This window comes from Cyclobacterium salsum (genome assembly GCF_010119245.1).
GTDB classification, from domain to species: domain Bacteria; phylum Bacteroidota; class Bacteroidia; order Cytophagales; family Cyclobacteriaceae; genus Cyclobacterium; species Cyclobacterium salsum.
Window position 1 is genome coordinate 280093 of sequence record NZ_WNKG01000005.1, and the last position, 24298, is coordinate 304390.

Genomic DNA, 24298 nt, shown 5'->3' on the forward strand with positions numbered 1-24298 from the left:
GGCCACGGATTCGCACAGATTTTTTTTGTGGCGCTGTTACTACCCTAACAGAAACCTTTGTTACTCCTTTTGTGATTCATAGTTGATCATTACCGATTCGTAAAGGTATTTGGGGCTTGGCACCCATTCAATCTGTGAGAATCTGAGTAATCTGTGGTGCCTAATATTGGTTCACCACATATGGCCACGGATTTCCAATTCGCTTTTAATTTTAAGCTTTTCCAAAGTTCAAAACTTTGGAAAAGTTAAGCCCTAAACTTCAGTAGGTTTTTTAAAATCCCGGGGCTTATCCGTCTGGCTGATGGGTTCAAACTTTTCGTCAATCTCTTCCCCGGTAAGGTAGTTATTGATGATTTCCCGCACCTCCTGAAAGGACAAGTTGTGTAATATTTTCCCATTTTTTGCCAGCGATACCTGCCCGGTTTCTTCGGAGACTATCAGTATCAGGGCATCGGTGGCTTCGGACATGCCAATGGCAGCGCGGTGGCGGAGTCCAAACTGGGCCGGAACCTCTCGCTCTGTGACGGGAAGAATGCAACGGGCCGCCTTGACCCTGCCACTAAAAATAATGACCCCCCCGTCGTGCAAAGGAGAGTATTTGTTGAAAATGGATACCAGCAAACGCTTGGAAACCACGGCATCAATCAGATCCCCACTTTCAGCATAGAATTTTAATTCTGAATTTCTGGATAGCACAATCAGGGCACCCGTGCTACTTCCAGATAGCGTTTTGGAGGCCTCAATAATAGGTGTCACGTTAAAGGCAAGGCTTTCCCTTTTTCTCCAAAACAGCAATTCCTGCCAAAGGTTTTCATTTGAAAAAATCGAAGACTTGCCGACGATTAATAGGAACTTACGGATTTCCTGCTGGAAAAGGATAATGGCAGCCAGCACACCCACACCCATAAACTGGCCTAAAATGATGGTCAGAAGCTCCATCTGAGCCGCACTTACCACCAGATAAATCAAATAGATGGATAAAAATCCTAAAAAGATTTTAATGGCCACACTTCCCCGCATCAACTTATAGACCTGATAGATGAGAACACTTACCAGGGTAATGTCGATTAAGTTGACCAGGGAAACATCCAGGAAGCCTATTTTAAATAGTAAATTCAAGTATAGAGTTGTTTATATAATTTTATCGTTTCATTTGCTTCTTTTACATCATGTACCCGGAGAATGTTGGCCCCATTTATCAGGGCAGCCATGTGAAGTGCTGTGCTGCCATTCAGCGCTTCTTCGGGGCTAAGGTTTAATAGTTTGTAAATCATTGATTTACGAGATAATCCAACCAGCAGCGGCGTTTGTAAGATTTTGAAATGGGATAACTGACGGATCAATCGGTAATTCTGCTTCAACGTTTTCGAAAAACCCAGTCCAATATCTACAATAACATCTTTTATGCCAGCTTCATAACAACTTCTTATTTTTTCGGAAAAAAAATACAACATTTCTTTTTCGAGATGATCGTAGTCGGTTTGCGCCTGCATGGTTTGTGGTGTCCCTCTCATATGCATGCATATATAAGGTACGCCCAGTCTACCGACCGTTTCGTGCATGTCCACGTCCATGTTACCTCCCGAGATATCATTTACCAAATCAGCACCAGCTGCAACCGCTTCTTTGGCTATCCCGCTTCGAAACGTATCTATGGACAGGAGTACTTCGGGGAACCTTTCCTTTATATCAGTGATAACGGAAATGACCCTTTTTAGTTCGGTTTCTTCAGGCACAAAGGCTGCTCCAGGACGAGTGCTGTATCCTCCGATGTCTAAAATTCGGGCCCCATGACTGATCATGGATTCGGCTTTGTCCAATACTTCCTTTTGAATGGTCGCCGTCCTGCTGCCTGGGAAGAACGAGTCCGGTGTGCTATTAATGACTCCCATAATCCAGGGGCTGTCCAAAGCGAAGAGGTTTCCTTTAATCTGTAGTGTTATTTTTGGAGGAAATAAAGTATCTTCGGCCTTACTATCCGAATGCAGATTTTCTAACATAAAAACACCATTGCTTTGGAAACGCAAACCGCAAGCGAATATAATGAAGTTATTGGCCTTTGTAAAGAACTTTTTAAGAAGAAGACGCAGGATTATGGTACTGCCTGGAGAATCTTAAGGCTTCCTTCCCTGACAGACCAGCTTTTCATCAAAGCGCAACGCATTCGTTCCATCCAGGAAAAAGGCAAGCAAAAAGTGACCGATCCCATCAAAGATGAATTTATGGGGATAATTAACTATTGCCTCATTGCTTTAATGCAGCTGGACTTGCGGGAAGATAATCGCATGGAAATTGATTTTCAGGAATTGGAACCACTTTATGACAAGTGGGTGGGAGCTACCCGTGAGCTACTGGCCAACAAAAACCATGACTATGGTGAAGCATGGAGAGGCATGCGGGTATCATCGATCACCGACATCATTTTAATGAAATTGTTGCGCGTCAAGCAAATTGAAGATCATCAGGGTAAAACACTGGTTTCCGAAGGAGTGGCCGCTAATTATCAGGACATGCTCAATTATGCCGTATTTTGTATGATAAAATTAAATCAAGATGATCGTTAAGACCTTGTTATATGTCGCCCGCCTATTGGTGGGAGGGCTGTTCGTATTTTCCGGCTTGATAAAGGTGAATGACCCCGTGGGCACCTCTATTAAAATGCAGGAATATTTTGATGTGTTTGCCACCGATATTTCCCCCCTCTTCGAGCCACTCAAATCCATCTCCTTGCTGGTAGCCGTAATCCTGGTCGTACTGGAGGTAGCCCTTGGTATCATGGTGTTGACGGGCTGGAAGATAAAAACGGGTGTCTACCTGCTATTGGCCATGATTCTGTTTTTTACATTTCTTACGTTTTATTCCGCCTATTTCGATAAGGTGACGGATTGCGGTTGTTTTGGAGACGCCATCAAATTGACCCCCTGGGAGTCTTTTTATAAAGATCTGGTTCTCTTAGGCCTGATCTTATTCATGGCTATTTTTAGAAAACACCTTCCGGAGGGAAGCAGTACCGCTGGTAAGTGGATGACCGTTGGTTCCTTGATTATTTCTTTGTTGCTCGCCATTTTCGCCATTCGAAACCTTCCCTTTATTGATTTCAGGGCATTCAAGGAAGGGGTTAATATTTCCAATGCCATGCAGCCCTCGGCAAACCTGGAGTACCGGTATGTCATGCAAAAGGACGGTGAAACGATGACCTTCGACCAGTACCCCTCGGATGAAAGCTATGAGTTTGTGGAAATGCAACTAAAAAACCCCGAGGCACTACCGAAGATCTCCGATTTCGCCATCTGGAACGATCAGGGAGACCATACGGAAGAAATCCTCAGTGGGAAAAAAGTGTTACTTCTTTCTCACCAGATATCCAAAATGGATCTTTCCATCAACCATATGGAGCAGATCAGTGCCCTGATCAATGCATTTCAGGGTACGGATGTGCGTATGGTATTAGTGGCTGCCTCATCAGAGGCGGAAATGGAAACTTTTTTAGCGGAAAATGGCCTGAAGCTGGGGTACTACATGGCTGATGCCACGGTGGTGAAAACCATCATCCGCTCCAATCCCGGGCTGGTGTTCCTGGAAGATGGAACGGTGCTGGGCAAATACCACTTTCGAAATACCCCTGCTCCGGAAGCGGCCAAAAACTTGTTTTCACCATGATAGATCCCAAAAAAATAGTCTTGGTTGGCATGCCCGGCAGTGGGAAATCCACCTTGGGCAAAGAATTGGCGAAGCGGCTTAATTTTCCATTTTATGACTTAGATGATCTTATAGAGGAAAAAGAGGGAAAGAAAATCGCCTCCCTGTTTCCGGAAAAGGGTGAAGGCTACTTCAGGAAACTGGAGACAGCGGTCTTGTCCGGGCTCCTTCAGAGGGAAGAGGCTTTTGTTCTGGCTACCGGTGGTGGAGCGCCTTGTTACAACGAAAATATGGAGTTGATCAATGGCAGTGCAGTTTCGGTATTTTTAGATGTCCCACTCAATCATATTCTGGAACGACTTACTCAAACACAGGTGGAATTAAGGCCTTTGTTCTCAGGAATGGATACGTCCGAAATCATCCTGAAGTTGAAAAACATGTATGTGGAGCGCTGTTCATTTTACGAAAAGGCAAAAATAAAACTCAGGGGAGAAGATATTTCCCCTGAGTTATTGATATCATCCTGGATGCCTTTGTTAAAAATTAAACCCTAGGGTCAGCGATCCGCTGATTTGATTATTATCTGTAGTGGCCAGATCTGCATCTGGGTAGGAGGTGTAATAACTGTTAAACCGGCGATTAACCAGCCCAAAATCGATGCTAAAGGCTGGTAATTTTAATCCTATTCCTCCGGATAGTTGGGTAGTGCTGCGGTCCAAATTACCTGACTCGCCGAATGGATCTCCATAAAAGGCATAGCCAGCCCTTATTCTTAGTTTTTGAATCCGATATTCTCCGCCAACACTGTAATTAATAGTTTGTCCGTACAGCCGGCTGATTTCGGTGTTGTCTTGTTCGGTATTGAATACGTTAGAACGGAGATTCGCCGTGCTGTAGTCCAGGTAATTGACATCTCCTGATATGAATCCACTTTTTCCAAAAAAGTAAGTCATACCAGCCCCTAGTGTCATAGGGGTTCTCAGGTTATAGCTGCTGATGAAAATATCGGTTTCAGCATCTGACTCGGCGATGGTTCCAAATTCAGGGTCTTCATAGGGAGGGAAAAAATCCGCAAAAATATCGGCATCATATTCTTCATTCAAGCGATTCCAGGTAGGGGATTTAAAATTTAACCCCAGGTTTAACCGGTCTATCGGTTTGTAGATGACACCAAGTCCCAGGTTGATGCCTGACCCGTCAAGGAATAGGTTTTCTTGCAAGGAACTGAATAGCGTGGTCTGATTCGCATCGTCTAGAAACTCTTCGTCATAGGTTCTGGTTGAACGAAATGAAATGGTATTGATCCCCAATGATCCACCGATAAAGAATTTGTTTTTATAATTGCCACCGTAAGAGAAACTAACCTGCGTCAGGTTGCCTTCATTTTCCACGGTTTCGGATTTTTCCAGCGCATTCGTGGCATTGGGGACAAAATCATAGCCGCCATTTGCCGGGTTGATTAAGAAAGCCTCAAAGAACAGCCCGTCTGTTCCACTTGGGACCCCCTGATCGTTGTACAGGTTTGTATAATAATCCAAAATGGATCCCTGATCCAATTGATCGGAAAAATAACCGAAGCTTTGATTGAAGGTAGAATGCCTGTTGAGGCTGATACCGAATGAGCCTCCTCTCCAGTCACCAATTTCGAGGGGGCCTTTGGTTCTGCTGATAACCGCACCTATGTTGGGAATGGAAAAATTAGTGGCATTGAGTCCCCGGGATTGGTTCAGCAGCAGTGTTTCTGAATTCCAATCTCCGTAGGCTGCTGTAAAACTAAATTCTGAATTTTGGAAAAACCCCAAACCTGCCGGGTTTCCATGCACATTACTAATATCGCCTCCCAACGAATTTTGGGTTCCACCGATGGCATTTATCCGGGCAGAGCCGGTTGCACCGTATTGGCTAAATCGAAGCGCATCTTCTACATACCCACTTTGAGCCTTTAAAATAGGTGCGTTAAAGGCAAGTATGGCCAAAGAGGCTAAAATCAATTTTAATCCTTTCATATCAACTGAATTGGGTTTTACTGAAGCTAACAAATTACGTCGATCGATTATTTTCCTGCCAGCTTACCGGGTGAACGAAATAAGAAAGACTTATTATCCGAAACGGATATCAGGAAATTAAGTTAATGTAAAAATACTGCGCAAAGATTGATAGTTAAGGTAAAACGATTCTAACTGAAATGGGATCCGAAAGGCATATCGAGAAAGTAAAAAAATAGGAAAAGATCAAAAGGAGAAAAAAAGAGGGAATTAATTCCCTCTTCTACTGCCTCCTACGCTACCTCCTCGGGAAGCTCCACCACCAGAACTACTCCTGCTAGGAGTACTGTAAGATGAAGACGACCTCGATGGCGCAGAATAAGAATTTCTGCTGGGGGAGGTGGAACGTCGTTGATAACTTGGTGTCGTCGTTCTGTTAGTTTGGCTCCTGTTGTAGGAAGGAGATGAACTTCTGCTATTAGATCTTGGAGTTGAATAGGTTGAACGCGTATTGCTTCGGGAATTGTAGCTCCTTGAATTGGAATTCGAAGGCGCTTGCGTTCTGTTGTACGTATTGCTCCGACTAGGTGTATTGTAGCTGCTGCGGGTAGAAGTATTTCCAGCCCGATTCATGGCAGGCGAATTAATATTTCTTCTGGATGGCGCAGCAGACACCGAATTGTAATAATCATTTTGAGATCTAGAGAAGGAATTAGTAGTACCTGCGGATCGATTTCTACTTACCGCACTACTGCTCATAGCCTCTCTTCTTGCAGAAGCTCTGGATGAGCTAGGTTGGGCAGCACTTCTGGTAGATCTGCTGGCAGAATTTGCCAGGGAAGAAGCCCTGCCAGGTCTGGCACCTTGAACCACCTGTCTTCTATTACCTTCATTACCTCCGGGAAGAACGATGACAGGCGAATAAATATTTCTACCCCACATGCCTCCACCATAGAGACCTCCAAATCCTGGCCTAAAGCCAAAGCCTGAGCCCCAAAAAGGATCATAGAATCCAAAGCCAGGTCTCATGAACGGGCTTCCCCAGCCCATTCCCATACCCATGCCTATGCTCAGGTTGAATCCGGGCCTGAAACCAAAGCCGGAGCCCCAGAAAGGGTCATACATGCCCATGCCCATTCCTCCGAAGCCGGAGCCAAAGTAAGGGTTAAACATGCCGCCCATTCCCATCATGGGGTTCATGCCCATACCCATCATGGGATTCATGAAGTAGTTATTGGTTATACCTGGGTTGTTTCCACCGGATCCCCGGTAGTTGTCGTAGGCATTTATATTTGGCTGACCTTGTGCCTGCTCACCATCTGACTGGGAATCGTCAAAATAGACCGTGCCTTCTTCGGCAGGGGAGGTGGATCGCTGGTATTTGGCGATGTATTCCGGATTGACGTTTTTGGCAGAGAAATTATCTGTTTCTCCGTCGAAAGAACGTATTTCCTCTATTTCCTCGAAATTTTCCGGGTTGTTGTTTTTTACGGCAAATTCAGTAGCGATTCGGGCATCTGATGCCATAAAATACAAATTATCCATTTCTTGTCCGCCATTGCTGGCATTGTAGCTAGTACTGCATGCAGCGAGGCCAAGAATTGATAATGCACCTAGGGTCCGAATTGGATTGAAATTAATCATGGGTTTTCAGTTTATTTCTCATATACTATATACGCTAATATAGCAGGAGGGTTATCATTTTTTAAATTATATTTGCCTGAGATCAAGAATCGAATATAAAGAGTTTTTTTATTACAACAAAGAAATACTGATGAGCAAAGGATTACCAAAACGAAGTGAGGATTATTCCCTCTGGTACAATGAATTGGTGAAAAGAGCGGATCTTGCTGAAAACAGTGCAGTACGGGGCTGCATGGTGATCAAACCCTACGGTTTTAGCATTTGGGAAAAAATGCAGGCCGAACTGGACCGGATGTTTAAAAAGACAGGGCATTCAAATGCCTATTTCCCCTTATTTATTCCCAAATCCTATTTATCCAAAGAAGCCAGCCATGTAGAAGGCTTTGCGAAGGAATGTGCCGTAGTCACCCATTACCGCCTAAAGGCAGACCCCTCAGGCAAAGGAGTAATCGTGGACCCGGAAGCAGCGTTGGAGGAAGAACTTATCGTTCGGCCCACCTCTGAAACCGTGATCTGGAGCACCTATAAAAACTGGGTCCAGTCTTACCGGGATCTGCCCTTGCTAATCAACCAATGGGCTAATGTGGTCCGCTGGGAAATGAGAACCCGGTTATTTCTGAGAACCTCCGAATTTCTTTGGCAGGAAGGCCACACCGCCCACGAGACTAAAAAGGAAGCAGAGGAGGAAACTTTACGAATGCTGAACGTATATGCTGAATTCGCCGAAAATTTCATGGCGCTACCGGTAATCAAAGGTATTAAATCCGAAAGCGAAAAGTTTGCCGGAGCCGAGGCTACTTATTGCATTGAAGGCATGATGCAAGATGGCAAAGCCCTGCAGGCCGGAACATCCCACTTCCTGGGGCAAAACTTTGCCAAGGCTTTTGATGTGAAATTTGCTACCCGGGAAGGAGGGTTGGAGCACGTTTGGGGCACTTCCTGGGGCGTGAGCACCCGGCTTATGGGAGCCTTGATCATGGCCCATTCCGACGACCAGGGCCTGGTGCTGCCGCCAAAGTTGGCGCCCATTCAGGTCGTAATCGTTCCCATATTTAAACGCGAGGAAGAACTGGAAGCCATCCGGGTGAAAGCTGGGGAAATCATGGAATCCCTGGAGGAACTGGGTATTTCGGTAAAGTTTGACGATCGGGACACTCACAAACCGGGATGGAAATTTGCTGAATATGAACTTAAAGGAGTTCCATTAAGACTGGGGATCGGCCCCAGGGATTTGGAAAACCAAACCGTAGAGATGGCCCGTCGCGATACCTTAACCAAATCCGTGGTAAACCTGGAGCAGGAAAACCTGCCTACATTAATTAGAGAAACCCTGGCTGATATTCAAGAAAACATCTATCGCAAAGCGCATACGTTTACGCTGGAAAAGACTACTAAAGCAGACACCTGGGAAGAATTTATTAATGTATTGGAAAGCAAAGGAGGGTTCGTATCGGCTCACTGGGACGGTACGGCAGAAACCGAAGAACGGATAAAAGAGCAAACCAAAGCGACGATCCGCTGTATTCCATTGGATCAGGTTCCGGAGCAGGGAAAATGCATCTTTTCTGGAAATCCCTCCGAGGGAAGGGTGCTATTTGCCCGTGCTTATTGAGGCGTTTTGGCTTGCTTCATTTTAGGGTTTTTGTTCCAGAAGGCGATTGTTCTAAGGAATTAGCGGATGAATTACGATTCTGGCTTTCAATTGCTTCGAAATCTTGTAAATTTACAAAAACCCTGATTTAGCGGGGAGAAAAATAAAATACCGCCTCATGGATTGGTTAATCGTATTGAGTTTGATCTTATTTGGTGCCCTTTTGGTGCTCATGGAGGTGGTGTTTGTACCCGGAACCACTTTGGTGGGAGCATTGGGCTTGGTGTTTACCGGAATGGGAGTCTTTTATGGCTTTCTTCATTTCCCTGCCCCGGTGGCTTATGCAGTCCTTGGTCTAAGCATTCTGGTAAATCTGGGTTTTTTGGTATATGGATTAAAATCCGGTGTCTGGAATCGGTTTGCGCTGAAAGATACGCTGGTAAACCGAACCTACGATGACCGATTGGCAGGCCTTGAAGTCGGGCAAACAGGTAAGACGATTTCCGATTGCAAACCTTATGGAAAGGTGGAAATAGGAAATAAAATGTATGAAGCCAAGTCCGAGGGAGGGTTTATACCTGCCGGAAAAAGCGTAACGATACAAAAAATAGCAGACAATAAAATTATCATTAAACCGTAAATCATGGAAATTTCTAATTCGGCATTCATATTGGTAGCAGCATTTGCCGGGCTGATCCTCCTTTTCGTTTTTCTTTATTTCGTCCCAGTCAATCTCTGGATAACAGCCATCTTTTCCAATGTGAAGGTAGGGCTTCTAGAGTTAGTAGGGATGCGAATCCGGAAGGTGCCTCCGGGGGTAATCGTCAATTCACTGATCACAGCGACCAAAGCAGGGTTAAATCTGACCACCAATGATTTGGAAACCCATTTCCTGGCGGGAGGTAACGTTCCGAATGTGATACGTGCCTTGATCTCTGCGGACAAGGCCAATATTTCCCTGTCGTTTAAGCAAGCCACGGCCATCGATTTGGCTGGTAGAGATGTATTTGAGGCGGTGCAGATATCGGTAAATCCGAAGGTCATTAATACGCCCAATGTAGCGGCAGTGGCGGCTGACGGGATTCAATTAATCGCTAAAGCCCGGGTGACGGTTCGGGCCAATATTGCGCAACTCGTTGGTGGGGCTGGCGAAGAAACCATCCTGGCAAGGGTTGGCGAAGGGATTGTGACATCTATTGGTTCCGCCAAAAATCACAAAAGTGTGCTGGAGAATCCGGACAAAATATCCAAATTGGTGTTGGAAAGGGGATTGGATGCCGGTACGGCATTTGAAATCCTATCCATCGATATTGCTGACATCGATGTGGGATCGAATATCGGCGCGAAACTGCAAATTGACCAGGCCACTGCCGATCTGAAAGTGGCCGAAGCAAGAGCTGAAGAAAGAAGGGCCATGGCGGTAGCACTGGAGCAAGAGATGAAAGCCAGGAACGTGGAAATGAAAGCCAAGGTTACCGAGGCCGAGGCCGAAATACCCAAAGCCATTTCAGAAGCCTTCCGGTCTGGAAATCTGGGGATAATGGATTATTACAAAATGGAAAACGTAAAATCTGACACCAGCATGCGGGATTCAATTGCTAATTCGGATGAGAATAAATCTGGAGACCGGTCAAAAGGGAATGATAAAAACAAATAAAACAAATAAAGGGGCGTCAAGCCCCTTTATTTTTCTTCTTCCTTGCCTTTCTACCTTCTAGCTTTTCTGCAGGTTCTATTTCGATCTGCATGCTTTCCGCAAGGATGGTATCATTCTCCTCATCAAAGAGAATTCGGCTGTAATACAGGGGTAATACATAATCACCATTTTCCCGCATCACACCATAGTTGGTGCCTTTACGAATCAATATCCGATCCATTCCCTCCCGTCGTATTTCTTCAAACTGTGGAAGGCTGATAAGCTGCCCGCCTGGTTTGGCAATGCCTAGCAGGCCCTCTTTTTCCAATAAGTAGTACCCATCTTGGGTACGGCTGATGCGATCTGCGGATACGGGAAGCAGCTTGTTGCCGCTGGGATCAATCAGATGGGTGCTGGAATCCTCCTTTACAATGGCTACGCCATGGCTGGTAAAGCGGCCTGCCCGCTCATAGACCTGAGGAGTGCTCCATTCGTTGCTGGAATTGATGTACCCCCATTTTGAACCTGATTTTACAGCAGCCAGTCCTTCTGAGAAGGGTTCTACCTGATCGTATTTCGAATCGATGACCCTGTTGCCTGCAGCGTCTACATAGCCAAATCGTTCTCCCATCTTCGCGCCATAAAGCCCCTCATTTCCCGGCAATAGCAAGCTGGCAGCCTCCGTCGGACGGACTTCCCATTTTCCCTGTGAACTCAGCAATCCAGTAGTGGCATCCTTGAAATGGACATTGTAGTGATCGTTGATTTTTCTGACCGAGTCCATTCCTAAAATATCCAGAAGAATGCCGTCATTCTTCATAATTCGCCGGAGTTTCCCATGAATATATTCCACCATGACCCCTTCTTCAATGCTAATCCGGTGAAAGCTGTTATAGCGAATATCTGCATCAGTGGAAAGGGCATTAATCAACAGGTACTCTTTTTCGTTTTTGCCAAAATAGTAATTGCCTTCCAAATGGTCGATTTCATCGATTATAGGATCCAGAATGTACTCCCCTTCCCGGTTGATCAGCCCAAAACCAGTGGATTCCTGAGAAATGATCGCATCCGGTCCAGGATCAGCCAGGGATTGAAAACGAGTATCTGGGTGAGGTGAAAGGGGCAATGCGTACGAGCCATCAGCTAATCGGGCGATTACCTGCCCGTTTTTTGCCAACCGAGCATGCGCAAACGTCCCGATGGAGGTAGTCGTTCTCTTGCCTCTGTCGTAAATAAAGTATTCCTGGCCTTTTTTTGCTAAAAGGTGTGTATAAAAGGTGCTTATTTCATCATAGACAGGGGTAAGAACCTGTTCCCCGTACTCATGGAAGGCACCGTATTGCCCATTGTTTTCAATAATAATCCAGGGTTCCAGGTATTGATACAGGCTGGCACTGTCCACCGAGATAAAGGGGCGGTACTCCGGGTCTAAAAAGGAAAGGTCGTTTTTCCACACGTTTATCCTCAGGGAGTTTCCCAAAAGGTAGATGTTACCGGCGGAAATTTTCTTTTCCAAATTAAAATTCCTGTCAAAGACTTCCCAGGTCTGACAAAATCCATCGGTACCCGAAAGAAGCATCAGGTAGAAAGGAAGAAAAAATGATAAACGGTAAATTTTTCGCATAATGACTACTTTAAAAGTGAAAGTAAAAATTTATCGGGTAATCGCAATAAAAAAAGAAGCAGCAATTCTTTTAGGTATCTGGCAAGGAAGAAAGCCCAAAAAATGGGGATGGATGGAAGGTCAATGTTGCTTTTTTTCCTCCTGTTTTTCCAGGTCAAACAAGTCATTGAGGATGCCAATCATTTCTTCGGCCTGGTCTCGCTTGCAGGCCGCCCGCAACTGCACCACCGGTACTTTGAGGATTTTTTGCATCATACTCTTGGTAATTTTTTCGATGATCTCAATCTGGTTATCATCCGCATTCTTTAAGTAGCGCTCCAATTCCTCCTTTCGAATCTGTTCCAGACTGTTTTTCAGTTTATTGATGGTAGGGGATACCATCATCTCCTTTTTCCAATCGTAAAACTCATTGATATTTTCCTGTATGATTTCCTCGACCTGAGGAATGGCAGCTGTTCGTTTGCTTAACGTTTCACTGGCTTTACTTCGGATGTTATCGACATTGTATAGGAGCACTCCGGCAATATCTTCCACGGCCGTATCGATACTTCGGGGAACAGACAGGTCTACGAACAGCTTATAACTTTTGATGTCAAAACTACTTACCAGACCCTTCGTAATAAAAGGCTCTGACTTCATAATAGAGGAAATGATCACGTCTGCCTCCTTCATGGCCTCAAAACAGTCCTCAAACGGGATGGCCTCAAAACCGTATTCAGTGGCCAGCGTTACGGCCTTGGAGTAGGTTCTGTTCGAAATTTTGACCCGGGCATCCGGTAGGTAGGCGAGATTTTTGGCCACATCTTCTCCAATTTCTCCCAGGCCTATCAGCAATACCCTGGGCTGATGCGTGTTGGACGTAAGCTCCTCTATTAATTCTACCGCAGCATAAGAAACGGAGGCAGCTCCATCCCTGAAAGCCGTCTCCTGAACGACTTTTTTATTGGTAAAAAAGATGGTGTGCATAAGTCGGTGCAGAAAGGGGCCTGCCATTTCCATGTCAGCGGAGGCCTGGTAGGCCCTTTTCACCTGGTTGGAAATCTGCATGTCTCCAATAACCTGGGCCTCCAGACCCATGGCTACTCGGAAAAGGTGTTCGATCGCTGCCTTATCGTTAGGAAACAAATCGAAGTACTCCAAATAAGAGATGGTGTCCACCAGTCCTTTCTCCAAACCAACCAGTTTGATGATTTCCGTGGAAAGGTCCAATTCATGGCTGTAATAGATTTCTGTCCGATTACAGGTGGAGAGGATCAGGGTGTCGGTAAGGCTAAAAAAATCCTTTAGTTTACCCAAAAGTGAATGAACTGCACCCTCATCCAACGAAACCAGCTCCCTGATTTCAACAGGGGCTTTTTTATAGGAGAGACTTAAAGCTTTAAACTTTGACTGCATGTTACATTACTTTCAGCTGCAAATTTATTACAGAAAATGGACGAAAGGAATTAATTCAGATAGTGGAAATTAATTTATAATTCTTCTAAATAAGAATTACCAATTCCTATCCCTTTGCAATAATGCGAATTTTTGGAATATAATTCCAATATTATTAATTTATGAAGTCAATAGATTAAAACAATGATGGATAAATTGTTTTACTTCCTGAAAACTTACCTCGGCTTCACGCGAAAAGAGTCCCGGGGATTTGTTTTTGTAATACCCATGCTAGCCATCCTGTATGCGATTCCTCATTGGATATCAGGTTATTTTCGATCCTATAATGAAGAAGATTACCTTGCTTATCTCGAAAAGGTAAAAAGTAATCCGGAGTTTTATAACGCGGCCACCCGAACGTCCGATACGGCATCCATTGCAGTTTGGCCGCAAGAAGAAAATAAAAAAACCGATAACCGGCAAAAAACGCAGCTCCTAAGTCGGCCTGAGGCCCCCCAACTAAATTCCCTGCCCTTTCCGGAAGCGACGGCAGTGGAACTTCAAATGGTATCGGGTGTAGGACCGGTATTGTCCGCCAGAATAGAATCGTTCCGGGACAAGTTGGGAGGATTTCATTCCGCGGAGCAATTGCTGGAGGTGTATGGAATCGATGGGGAGTTGGCCGCAAAAATCTATGAATTGTTTCCATTTCAGGCCCAAATCAATCGCAGGATCAAAATCAACGAAGCTACCTTTAAGGATCTGGTCAGTCATCCCTACATAGGTACCGGTGAGGCAAAGGTGATCATTGCCTACCGAAACCAACATGGAAGGTATGATGTGGCCAATGACCTACTCGGAATTAAAATTTTCACCAAGGAGTGGGTGGACCGAATTGCTCCCTATCTTAGTTTTTGACGCTTATTCCTCTGAAGGCTTTTAGAGATGGTTAATTTCACGCAAATTTGCATGATGGATGAAAAGGTGCAGCAGCTAGCTAAGGAAAAGCTCAATCTTCCTTCGTTTGATTTCCGGATTCGGCAGGAAGCGAATGGGAGGTGCTTTATCTTTGACCCGCTGCGAAAAAAGTTTCTTTTGCTGACTCCCGAAGAATGGGTTCGGGTACACCTCGTGCATTATTTAACAAACTACCTTAAATACCCCAAGAGTTTAATTTCTCTGGAACGAGGCCTTACCTACAATTCCCTGAACAAACGGTATGATATTCTGGTAAGAGACCGGCTAGGCCAGCCTTTCTTCCTGATTGAATGTAAGGCTCCTGAGGTGAGGTTGACCCAACGGACGGTCGAACAGGTCAGTGTTTACAATCAAAAAATACAAGCCGCCTATCTGGGGATAAGCAATGGGATTACCCATATCTGCATGCAGCGGGATATCCCTTCGGGTAATTATGCGCAAATCAATTTTTTTCCGGAATTTATGGGTTAAATTTGTACGATTTAACCTTAAATGAAAAAGTTAGTGACTTTAGTCATGTATTTTAGTAAATTGAGCCTATAAATTACATAAAGTTTTAAGACCCTGCTATGAGCAACCCGGTAAAAAGTACGCCTTGTGAATTGTGTTTGAGTAGAAAATTTTCGATGTTTTCGGACTTGGCGGAGGAGCACCTTTGTACCATTTCGGACAGTAAAAATTTCATCTCTCACAAAAAAGGACAAATACTTTATTACGAAAACACCAAACCTTTGGGCGTGTTTTGTGTAAACAGTGGCGTGGTGAAGATTTTTAAGACCGCTTCAAACGGAAAGGAGCAAATCATTCGCTTGGCTAAAAGGGGAGACTTTGTAGGCTATACCTCTTTAATCGGTGAAGTAGCTTACTCCACCTCTGCGACGATCGTGGAAGATGCCAGCATTTGCTTTGTGCCCAAAGAGGTTTTTTTAAAAGTGTTGGCCGAGGATAATAACTTTCACCGCAGACTCACGCAGGCCCTTTGCCAGGATATGGGGGTGATGGAAAACAAGCTCACGGATGCCACCCAGAAATCAATTCGCGAACGACTGGCCCTGGCGTTACTTAAGTTGGGAGATGGCTATGGCGTTGACGGGGGTGACAAGCAGCGATTGGATATAGCCCTTACCCGAGAGGAAATAGCCGGTATTGTGGGCACGGCAACGGAAACAGTCATCAGGCTGCTTTCTGAATTCAAGAAGGACAAGTTGATTGACCTCCAAGGTAAAAAGATACTTTTGCTGGACAGAAAGGGCCTTGCACGGCTTTCGGATTTTTACGGATAATCATTCCGGATTTTCAGATAGGCCACTGATTTGCTCCAGGCGCAACTCCCTGAACTCCACCTCCGCACCTTCGGCCTGTACCGCAATTTGGCCCTTGGAAGCAGTGGACTGATAGCCTTCATTGACCAGGTCTCCGTTTACCCAGACTTTTATTTTGTCTTCAAAACATTCGATAATCATTCGGTTCCATTCGCCGGGAGGGTTCTCTGAGCCATCGGTTAGGTTGAGTATACGCCTGTTTTCTCCCTCTGTTATTCCCCAGTCTTCTTTTGGACCTCTTCTTTCCACCATATTGTCTACTTTAATATCCTCGACGATACACCAAAAATCTCCTGCGTTTTCATGCATCATCTGCACTTCTATGGACTTGGGGAACATGTCGTATAGGGCGCGAGGAGTAGAAGCATGAACCAATATGCCGCAATTGCCGGTCTCTCCGGGAAACCGATATTCGGTCGTGATCCGGTAGTTTTGGTGCACCTTATCGGTAATCAGGTGACCCAGCGGCCTTCCCAAACTTACCAACATTCCATCCCGGACGATAAAGGACGGTCCGGCATCGGGATTGTCGTCCTTTTCAGGCACGTCTGCATGCCAGCCCTTTAGGTCCTTACCGTTAAATAAAGGCAACTCCTGTGCTTTCAACGAGGAAAAAACCAGTACGGTCTGGATTAGTAAGCAAATTGGAAAAAACTTCATGGCATGTTGGGTTAAGGTGATTAGTCCGGAAACAGGTAAGGTAATAGCCCATTTCCGGACTGGGTCATGGAGGGCTCAAAGGATATTTATCCTATAAGGTTGCCTTCATCATCCCACTGGGCGATGGTGCCCCGGGTAGAAACATCCAGGTACACGTCTTTGTATTTCGGATCGTTCTGTAGTCCATGTTTGGCCAGGACCTCTTCAGGCACGCCGTCCCAGGCATTGGGCCGGTTACCTACATATCCCAGATCTTTAAACCCTTCCTCACTAGTGAAAAAGCCGGTAGCCGTCAGGTTTCTCAGCATATTAAAGAAGCGGACACCGCCTTCATTTTCAGGTTTCGCCTTGTCGGGATAGGCAATCTCGTCAATGAGCTGGATTCGCTGCGTTTCATTGAGATCCAGAAATTTGGCAGCAAATAGTTCGTCTGACTTGTGATCCAACCACAAGAGCCCGCCACGCATGGGTGTCTGGTACGTGGGGATGTCTTTCATCATAAATTCGATGAAATCGGGAACGCCCGCATCGGTGGCACTTCCTGAGGTAGCATCAGCAGGAATGATGATATCGACCAGGATGTCTAATTTCTGTCGTTCCTCATCGGTAAAAAAAGTGGACGACTTGAGTTTTTCATTGTAAATGATTTCTTCCGGTGTTCTGCCATAACTCCCAAACTCCCCGATCGTGGGATTGTGGGGTATTTCGGTTGTTTCAGGAGCCTCCGGACCACAGCCGGTAAAAAGGAAGCCCGAAGCCAGGGATCCTGTAAATAAAAGCTTGAGATTTTCTCGTCTGTTCATGGCTTAAATATTTTTCTTTGATAATTGATCGATAATGTATTCAGAAGTCCTCCAGGACAGGGCCAATATGGTCCAGGTTGGGTTTTTATCGGCCTGGGATACAAACGGACCACCGTCCACTACAAATAGGTTCTCGCAGTCATGGGCTTGAGAAAACTTGTTGAGTACGGAAGTTTCGGGATTGTCTCCCATGCGGGTAGTTCCCACTTCATGAATGATCCGGCCGGGTTTGTGTAATCCGTATTGTTGATCAGCCCCCGGTTTGCTTCCCAAAATGATGGCCCCCATACTGGTAAGGATCTCCTCAAAGGTCTCGTGCATGTGTTGCGCCTGCTTGAGTTCCTGATCGGTCCATTTGTAATGAAATTTCAAAACAGGGATGCCATACTTGTCCACTACCTGATTGTCAATTTCACAGTAGTTGCGGTACTGGGGGATACTCTCTCCCCGGCCAGACATGCCTACCGTGCTGCCGTAAAATCGTCGGATATCCTTTTTTAGTCCCTCTCCATAGCCGCCGTTCGGTCGTGGCTTGCCAAATTCATCCTTGACATATTGGCGCATGGTATCCATGCCACCACCAAAACCATAGGAAGGCATGGTCATTCCTCCCCAGTACTCGATGTGATACCCTCTGGCAAAATCCAGGTTCTTTTCATTGAGCCACCAGGGAGTGTATACGTGCATGCCTCCTACACCATCTTCATTGTACCGTTCCCGATCCATCATATCCGGAAGGATACCCATGCGGTCAGCCCCGGTAGAATCGTGCAGGTAATGACCTACCTGTCCGGAACTATTGCCCAGCCCGTTGGGATGGGTTTGGGATTTGGAATTTAACATGATTCTTGCCGATTCACAGGCAGAGGCACCCAATACGACCACACGGGCATTAAGGGTGTATTCTTTCATGTCAAGTTTGCTGATATACCGTATACCCGTAGCTTTTCCCTGCTCGTTAGTGTTCACTTTCCTTACCATAGCCATGGTAAAAAGGTCCACCTGACCTTTCTTCATGGCCGGTTTTACCAGGCAGGTACCGGCAGAAAAATCCGCATATATCTGACAGGCGCGGTTGCATTGGTTACAGAAAAAGCAAGTACCCCGGTCGTTATTCACAGGTCGCGTCAAAATCGACAAACGAGACGGGATGACAGGTACTCCAATCTTATCCGCGCCTTTTTTGATGCGCAATTCATGCAAGCGGGGCTTGGGAGGGGGGAGAAAATAACCATCCGGCTCGTTTCGGATCCCCTCTTTGGAACCAAATACACCGATCAGCTGATCCACCTTATCATAATAGGGAGCCACATCCTCGTAGCCAATGGGCCAGTTATCACCCAACCCATCCAGGTCTTTTCGTTTATAGTCCAAGGGGCCGAATCGCAAGGATATGCGTCCCCAGTGATTGGTTCTTCCCCCCAGCATTCTGGAACGGAACCAATCAAATTCACTGCCGGCTCCCCGGGTATAGGGCTCTCCTTCAATGTCCCATCCGCCAATGGCAGCATCAAAGTCTCCAAAAGGTCGTACGGTTCCCGCCCCTCTACGCGGAGACTCCCAGGGAGGACGAAGTTGGGTTCGGTGTTCTTCAATGGCCGGGTCAAAATCAGCTCCCGCTTCCACCACAGCGACTTTCAATCCCGCTTCTGCCAGAATTTTTGAAGCCATGCCTCCTCCCGCTCCGGATCCCACAATAACCACATCATAAGCCTCTCCGGCAGATTGTATGTTAATACTCATTCTATTTCTCTTTGATTAAAATTTTTCAAAAAGTAAGACAAATTTCTTAAAATTAAAAACGAATAATTCTTCTGTAGAAAGAATACCGGGATATTTGGTAGTAGACTATTCCTTAGTAAAATCAAAGTACCAGGGGTTTGAGGTAGGGCCAGACATTCTCAGCTACGATTTGATGTCCTTCTTCAGTAGGGTGTATGCCGTCAGGCAGGTTTAGGTCCGGATCTCCAGCCACCCCTTCCAACAAAAAGGGGATTAGTGAAACCGAAGTGTTTTCAGCGATTTCAGCGTACATGGTTCGGAAATTTTCAGAATACTCCGGACCCATATTCGGAGGAATTTGCATTCCTGCCAATACAATTTTAGTATCCGGAAATTTCTCCTGCACAGTCAAAATGATGTTTCGAAGGTTTTTTTCAGTTTCCTCCAGGGAAATACCCCTTAACCCATCATTCCCACCTAGTTCCAAGATGAAAATTTCCGGTTTTTCTTCCAGAAACCAGTCCAGACGGCTTAGCCCGCTAGCAGTAGTTTCTCCGCTTAACCCGGCGTTGATCACCTCGTAACCGAGGTCAAGGCTGTCCACTTTTTCTTGAATCAATGCAGGGAATGCCTCCTCTTCCTCAATTCCGTATCCTGCGGTCAAACTGTTACCGAAAAACAAAATGGTTTTTTTGACCGTTTTTTCCTCGGGAATAGCTTCCTCCTCCTTTTCCCGATTATCTTCCTGAGGCTTTTGATTGCAGGAATAGATCAGTGTAAGCGCCGCCAGAACAAAGGGGGTGTATTTAAAGGGTAGTTTCATGAATGCGTAATTTGGCAGAAATTTAATGGTCAATCGTTAAAATTAATAAACTTAATTGACTATTGTTTTTGTTAGGTAAGGATAAGTATTTTTATTTGAAGTCTATGAATGTATTAAAAGTTGATAATCTTACAAAAACCTACCGAAGTGGTAACCGGGAACTTACGGTTTTGGATCAGGTAAATTTTGAGGTAGCCATTGGAGATACCTTGTCGATCGTCGGGCCCTCCGGTAGCGGTAAAACCACCCTTTTGGGGCTTTGTGCCGGATTGGACGTGGCCAGTTCCGGATCCGTAATGCTGGATGGCAGTGCATTGGAAAAGATGACAGAGGACCAGCGAGCAGCCGTGAGAAATCAACTGGTGGGCTTTATATTCCAGAATTTTCAGCTGCTGCAAACCCTGACCGCGCTGGAAAACGTCATGGTGCCATTAGAACTCAAAAAAAGAAAGGATGCCAAAGACAAGGCGATGGAACTCCTGGAAAAGGTAGGCCTTGCGGATAGATTGACACATTACCCCAATCAACTTTCAGGTGGTGAGCAACAACGGGTCTCCATAGCCCGTGCCTTTGCCAACGAACCAAAAATTTTGTTTGCGGATGAACCTACCGGTAACCTGGATACTGAAACAGGAGAAATGGTAGAAAATCTTATCTTTCAATTAAACGAGGAAGAGGGAACGACCCTTATTCTGGTGACGCATGATTTGGAACTAGCGGCCCGCACACACCAATCCATTCACATTAAGGGAGGAAAATTACAGGAGGCGATCAATGGTTGATTGGAACTGGTCGCTTCTAATGGCGAAAAGAGACCTCAGAAAGACGGGTGGAAGGCTTATTTTGTTTATTTCAGCCATCGTTACCGGAATTGCTGCCCTGGTGGCCGTCACCTCTTTTGGAGATAACCTGAGTAATGATATTGACGAGCAGGCGAAAGAACTGTTGGGAGCGGATCTCTCTTTGAGAAAAAATCAGCCGATCGAGTTTCCTGAAATCGAGACACAGGCAGATCGCCGTGCCCTGGAAGTAAATTTTGCCTCCATGGTATATTTTCCTAAAGTAGGAGAAAGCAGGCTGACACAGGTAAGGGCGCTGGAGGGTGACTTTCCCTTTTACGGAAGCTTCGAAACCCTACCGGTGTCCGGAGAGACGGAATTCAGAAAGGGGGCTAAAAGAGCCTTGGTAGAAAAAACGCTGATGGCTCAGTTTGGTGCCGTGGTAGGCGATAGCATCAAGGTGGGTAATGTGACCTTGGAAATCGTCGGGGCCTTGCAAAAAGTTCCCGGGCAAAATGGCATTACCGCCACGGTAGCTCCTGCCGTATACATCCCTAACGATCAATTGGAAGCTTCAGGCCTGGTTCAGTACGGCAGTAGGGTCAATTACATTCACTATTTTCAGTTTCCGGAGGAGTTTGACCTGGAGGCCCTGATTGCTGAGAAGAAAGATCAGTGGGACGAAGACAAGGTCAGGCACGAGACCGTGCAATCGCAAAAGGAAGACACAGGAAGGTCATTTGAAAACCTGTCTAACTTCCTGGTTTTGGTGGCCTTTATTGCTGTGCTGCTCGGTTGTGTGGGGGTGGGAAGTGCCATCAATGTTTTTGTGAAGGAGAAATTACCCTCCGTGGCGGTGTTAAGATGTCTGGGGGTACGATCAAAAGAAATTGTAGCCGTCTATCTGGTTCAGATCGTCATCATGGGACTATTTGGTTCCCTACTGGGTGCGGCTGCCGGGGCTTTCCTACAATTTCTTTTGCCGATGGTATTTAGTGATTTCCTTCCCGTGGAAGTGTCTGTCCAAATTTCCTGGAGAGCAGTGATCATGGGGACCTTCACCGGGGTATTGATATCCGTATTATTTGCCCTGATTCCCTTGCTGAAAATCAGAAAAGTATCGCCGATGATGACCCTCAGGCCGGACGATCCTTCTGCAGGCTTGGGCAAGGATCCCTTGCGCTGGATGGTCTTGGGAGCAATAGTCCTGTTTATTCTGGGGTTTAGCTTTTACCTGTTGGAAGAGTGGGACCAGACCTTTTGGTTTACCGGTTTTGTGATATTCGCTTTTGGATCCTTGTGGCTGCTGGCCCTGGGGATAATGAAAGCCATTCGAAAATTCCTTCCCATTAGCTTGAACTACCCTGCCAGACAAGCCTTGTCCAATTTGTACCGGCCCAATAATCAAACGGTATCCCTGTTGGCTACCATTGGCTTGGGAACGGCGATGATAGGTACCTTGTTTTTTATACAAAACCAGTTGTTGGATGAGGTGCGGTTCGCTGACAAAGAAGATCAGCCGAACATGTTGTTTTTTGATATCCAATCGGATCAGGTAGACAGCATGAAGACCGTATTGGCAGAGGACGGATTGCCTATATTGCAGCACGTTCCCATCGTTACCATGGGGTTGGCAGAAGTGAATGGCTTGACCAGAAATGATAACGAGGAACTCGAAGACGAAGAACAGCGGTCAAATTCCATGTATAGGCGGGAATTCAGAGTGACCTACCGGGATACCCTCATTGCCACCGAAGAATTGACTGCGGGCAGCTTAATTCCCTTCGAAGCAGAAGGGGACAGTATTTTTGTTTCTATGGAAGAAGGATACGCAGAAAGAAACCGGGTGGAATTAGGGGATGAGGTTGTCTTTAATGTACAAGGAAGGCCGCTCACTACGTACGTGGGAAGTTTCAGAAAAGTGAATTTCAGAAAGGTTTCTACCAACTTTTTGGTTGTTTTTCCGGATAAGGTATTGGATAATGCCCCTAAGTTTCATGTGTTGATCACCCGGACAAAGAATGACCAGGAATCTGCCGATATACAAAATAAGATGGTGCGCCAGTTCCCTAATGTTTCGGTGGTGAACCTCAGCATGATCGTGGAAACACTGGAAGACATTTTAGGAAAAATCAGTTTCGTTATTCAGTTTATGGCCTTGTTCAGCATTCTTACAGGGGTTTTGGTGTTGATAAGCTCACTTTTGATCAGTAAGTTTCAACGAATCCGGGAAAATATTCTGCTTCGCACGATAGGGGCGGGCAGAAGGGTGCTGCTGAAAATCAACGCCCTGGAATACTTGTTTTTGGGAAGTCTCGCCGCAGGAGGAGGGATCCTGCTTTCCGTGCTGGCGGCTTTTCTGCTCAGCAGATATGTGTTTGAAATATCGTTCCGGATGGAATGGGGTCCACTACTCATCGTGTTTGTACTGATTACCCTGCTTACGGTGATCTTGGGATGGATAAACAGCCTCAGTATCTTGAAAGCCAAAACCATGGATATCCTGAGATCGTAAATGGCCGACTAAATAAAGGTAGCATCCCTGAAAAAAAATAAATAATCTTTCAGAAAATGAAACCTTTTGTCTAATTTAAATGTATATACATTAAATACAATAGGAAATAAATGAAAATTGAAGACGAAATCAGGCAAAAGCCATTCAAGGATGCGTATAGCAAGGCGGTGGTAAACTTGCTTTATACCCACAGTTACCTGGTGACCGAGCAGAGCAAAATTTTCAAGCCTCATGATTTATCTCCCGAACAGTACAATGTACTCCGAATACTCAGGGGACAGCATCCGGAACCCATAACCGTGTCTTCTATTCAAGATAGAATGCTAAATAAGATGAGTAACGCTTCCCGGCTAGTTGAAAAATTAAAAATCAAGAAAATGGTAGAGCGTAAAGAATGTGCAGTGGATCGTCGTCAGGTGGACATTACGATCACCGGGAAAGGGCTTGAAATTCTGGAGCAACTGGAAGAAGAAGTGAATAAATTTAATAAAAGTATCTTGAACTTAACGAAATCTGAGGTAGAGCAGCTAAATGATTTGCTAGATAAACTGAGAGGATAAAAAAATTTATCTATTTCAATGTATATACAATTAATGTATAAATATTTAATTAAACACGTATAACTAATAACTATTAAGAAGATGAGTACAACAAAATGGATCATTGATCCCACGCATTCCGAAGTATCGTTTAAGGTAAAACACCTGGTAATTTCCACCGTCACGGGATATTTCCGTGAATTTGAAGGAGAAGTCGAAACGGCATCGGATGATTTTTCCAATGCTTCCGTCCGATTTTCGGCGGCTATTGACAGCATTGACACGAACCAAAAGGACCGCGATGCACATTTGAAATCAGCCGATTTTTTTGATGAAGAAAATCACGCTCAGTTGGTTTTTAGCAATGGAAAACTTGTTGCCAATGGAGATGGATTAGAGGTGGCAGGAGATCTGACGATCCGGGGAACTACCCAGCCTGTTACGTTAAAAGCCGAGTTGGGTGGTATTGCCCAGGATGGTTATGGGCAAACGAAAGCTGGTTTTGAGCTGGAAGGTAAAATTTCCAGAAAAGCCTTTGGTTTAACCTGGTCTGCGGTAACGGAGACAGGCAGTGTTGTGGTTGGTGATGAGGTGAAACTCTTCGCCAGTATCCAATTAGTAAAGCAATAATCAGGTACCTTTAAGCCGGGCTCTGATCAGCAAG

Annotated in this window: 23 protein-coding genes; 13 read left to right on the forward strand and 10 right to left on the reverse strand. The window is 45.5% G+C overall.

Translation table 11 applies throughout. The features are described 5' to 3' along the window. Positions 1–252: 252 nt before the first annotated feature. A complete protein-coding gene (gene cdaA, locus GJS45_RS10435) occupies positions 253–1119 on the reverse strand; it encodes a diadenylate cyclase CdaA (protein WP_162341656.1) in 867 nt (288 codons plus the stop codon). Continuing rightward, positions 1116–2000 carry a dihydropteroate synthase gene (gene folP, locus GJS45_RS10440; RefSeq protein WP_162341658.1) on the reverse strand — a complete coding sequence of 295 codons (885 nt, stop codon included), beginning with the start codon at positions 1998–2000 and terminating at the stop codon, positions 1116–1118. The genes cdaA and folP overlap by 4 nt, the downstream gene beginning before the upstream one ends. 15 nt (positions 2001–2015) lie before the next feature. Between folP and GJS45_RS10445 the strand changes: the two genes are divergently transcribed. The 3 genes from GJS45_RS10445 to GJS45_RS10455 are packed head-to-tail and all read left to right on the forward strand — an operon-like array spanning position 2016 to position 4193. Beyond that, complete coding sequence (locus GJS45_RS10445) at positions 2016–2564, forward strand: DUF1599 domain-containing protein (protein WP_162341660.1); 549 nt, start codon at positions 2016–2018, stop codon at positions 2562–2564. Next, positions 2554–3660, forward strand: coding sequence for a BT_3928 family protein (locus GJS45_RS10450; RefSeq protein ID WP_162341662.1), 1107 nt, complete (start codon positions 2554–2556; stop codon positions 3658–3660). Before GJS45_RS10445 ends, GJS45_RS10450 begins: the two co-directional genes overlap by 11 nt. Continuing rightward, positions 3657–4193 carry a shikimate kinase gene (locus GJS45_RS10455; protein WP_162341664.1) on the forward strand — a complete coding sequence of 179 codons (537 nt, stop codon included), beginning with the start codon at positions 3657–3659 and terminating at the stop codon, positions 4191–4193. Before GJS45_RS10450 ends, GJS45_RS10455 begins: the two co-directional genes overlap by 4 nt. Here GJS45_RS10455 and GJS45_RS10460 read toward each other — a convergent pair. Together GJS45_RS10460 and GJS45_RS10465 are read right to left on the reverse strand one after the other, a co-directional pair. After that, positions 4176–5645: an OmpP1/FadL family transporter gene (locus GJS45_RS10460; RefSeq protein ID WP_162341666.1), complete on the reverse strand. Its 1470-nt coding sequence runs from the start codon at positions 5643–5645 to the stop codon at positions 4176–4178. The genes GJS45_RS10455 and GJS45_RS10460 overlap by 18 nt on opposite strands. Positions 5646–5894: 249 nt before the next feature. Further along, positions 5895–7268: a hypothetical protein gene (locus GJS45_RS10465; RefSeq protein ID WP_162341668.1), complete on the reverse strand. Its 1374-nt coding sequence runs from the start codon at positions 7266–7268 to the stop codon at positions 5895–5897. A 130-nt stretch (positions 7269–7398) separates the two neighbouring features. Between GJS45_RS10465 and proS the strand changes: the two genes are divergently transcribed. From proS to floA, 3 genes are all read left to right on the forward strand, one after another. Beyond that, a complete protein-coding gene (proS, locus tag GJS45_RS10470) occupies positions 7399–8880 on the forward strand; it encodes a proline--tRNA ligase (protein WP_162341670.1) in 1482 nt (493 codons plus the stop codon). A 157-nt stretch (positions 8881–9037) separates the two neighbouring features. Then, the gene (locus GJS45_RS10475) at positions 9038–9499 is read left to right on the forward strand and encodes an NfeD family protein (RefSeq protein ID WP_162341672.1); all 462 of its coding nucleotides are present in this window, start codon (positions 9038–9040) and stop codon (positions 9497–9499) included. 3 nt (positions 9500–9502) lie between these two features. Continuing rightward, positions 9503–10516, forward strand: coding sequence for a flotillin-like protein FloA (floA, locus tag GJS45_RS10480; protein WP_162341674.1), 1014 nt, complete (start codon positions 9503–9505; stop codon positions 10514–10516). Positions 10517–10532: 16 nt separating this feature from the next. Here the strand turns inward: floA and GJS45_RS10485 are convergent, their stop codons facing one another. Beyond that, the gene (locus GJS45_RS10485; RefSeq protein ID WP_162341676.1) at positions 10533–12119 is read right to left on the reverse strand and encodes a WG repeat-containing protein; all 1587 of its coding nucleotides are present in this window, start codon (positions 12117–12119) and stop codon (positions 10533–10535) included. Between the two features lie 120 nt (positions 12120–12239). Next, positions 12240–13514 (reverse strand): glutamyl-tRNA reductase, encoded by a 1275-nt coding sequence (hemA, locus tag GJS45_RS10490; RefSeq protein WP_162341678.1) that lies wholly within the window; start codon positions 13512–13514, stop codon positions 12240–12242. Positions 13515–13697: 183 nt separating this feature from the next. Here hemA and GJS45_RS10495 point away from each other — a divergent pair, with 183 nt between their 5' ends. The 3 genes from GJS45_RS10495 to GJS45_RS10505 all read left to right on the forward strand — a co-directional run bounded on the left by GJS45_RS10495 (position 13698) and on the right by GJS45_RS10505 (position 15754). Continuing rightward, on the forward strand, positions 13698–14411 hold the full coding sequence (locus tag GJS45_RS10495; RefSeq protein WP_162341680.1) for a ComEA family DNA-binding protein: 714 nt from the start codon (positions 13698–13700) through the stop codon (positions 14409–14411). 51 nt (positions 14412–14462) lie between these two features. Continuing rightward, positions 14463–14942, forward strand: coding sequence for a type I restriction enzyme HsdR N-terminal domain-containing protein (locus tag GJS45_RS10500; RefSeq protein WP_317165099.1), 480 nt, complete (start codon positions 14463–14465; stop codon positions 14940–14942). Positions 14943–15097: 155 nt separating this feature from the next. After that, entirely contained in the window at positions 15098–15754 is a 657-nt protein-coding gene (locus GJS45_RS10505) for a Crp/Fnr family transcriptional regulator (protein ID WP_235954710.1), read from the forward strand. On the opposite strand, the gene GJS45_RS10510 is transcribed toward GJS45_RS10505, so the two are convergent. The 4 genes from GJS45_RS10510 to GJS45_RS10525 form a co-directional block, all read right to left on the reverse strand. Continuing rightward, a complete protein-coding gene (locus GJS45_RS10510; protein ID WP_162341684.1) occupies positions 15755–16453 on the reverse strand; it encodes a 3-keto-disaccharide hydrolase in 699 nt (232 codons plus the stop codon). It abuts the gene before it with no gap. 86 nt (positions 16454–16539) lie between these two features. After that, positions 16540–17256: a gluconate 2-dehydrogenase subunit 3 family protein gene (locus tag GJS45_RS10515; RefSeq protein WP_162341685.1), complete on the reverse strand. Its 717-nt coding sequence runs from the start codon at positions 17254–17256 to the stop codon at positions 16540–16542. A gap of 3 nt (positions 17257–17259) precedes the next feature. After that, a complete protein-coding gene (locus GJS45_RS10520; RefSeq protein WP_162341686.1) occupies positions 17260–18999 on the reverse strand; it encodes a GMC family oxidoreductase in 1740 nt (579 codons plus the stop codon). A 121-nt stretch (positions 19000–19120) separates the two neighbouring features. After that, positions 19121–19801: an arylesterase gene (locus tag GJS45_RS10525; protein ID WP_162341688.1), complete on the reverse strand. Its 681-nt coding sequence runs from the start codon at positions 19799–19801 to the stop codon at positions 19121–19123. A 104-nt stretch (positions 19802–19905) separates the two neighbouring features. Between GJS45_RS10525 and GJS45_RS10530 the strand changes: the two genes are divergently transcribed. From GJS45_RS10530 to GJS45_RS10545, 4 genes are all read left to right on the forward strand, one after another. After that, positions 19906–20583 (forward strand): ABC transporter ATP-binding protein, encoded by a 678-nt coding sequence (locus GJS45_RS10530; RefSeq protein ID WP_162341690.1) that lies wholly within the window; start codon positions 19906–19908, stop codon positions 20581–20583. Then, positions 20576–23095: an ABC transporter permease gene (locus GJS45_RS10535; protein WP_162341692.1), complete on the forward strand. Its 2520-nt coding sequence runs from the start codon at positions 20576–20578 to the stop codon at positions 23093–23095. The genes GJS45_RS10530 and GJS45_RS10535 overlap by 8 nt, the downstream gene beginning before the upstream one ends. A gap of 110 nt (positions 23096–23205) precedes the next feature. Then, positions 23206–23655 (forward strand): MarR family winged helix-turn-helix transcriptional regulator, encoded by a 450-nt coding sequence (locus GJS45_RS10540; protein WP_162341694.1) that lies wholly within the window; start codon positions 23206–23208, stop codon positions 23653–23655. 81 nt (positions 23656–23736) lie between these two features. Next, positions 23737–24264 (forward strand): YceI family protein, encoded by a 528-nt coding sequence (locus GJS45_RS10545; protein ID WP_162341696.1) that lies wholly within the window; start codon positions 23737–23739, stop codon positions 24262–24264. Positions 24265–24298 lie beyond the last annotated feature (34 nt).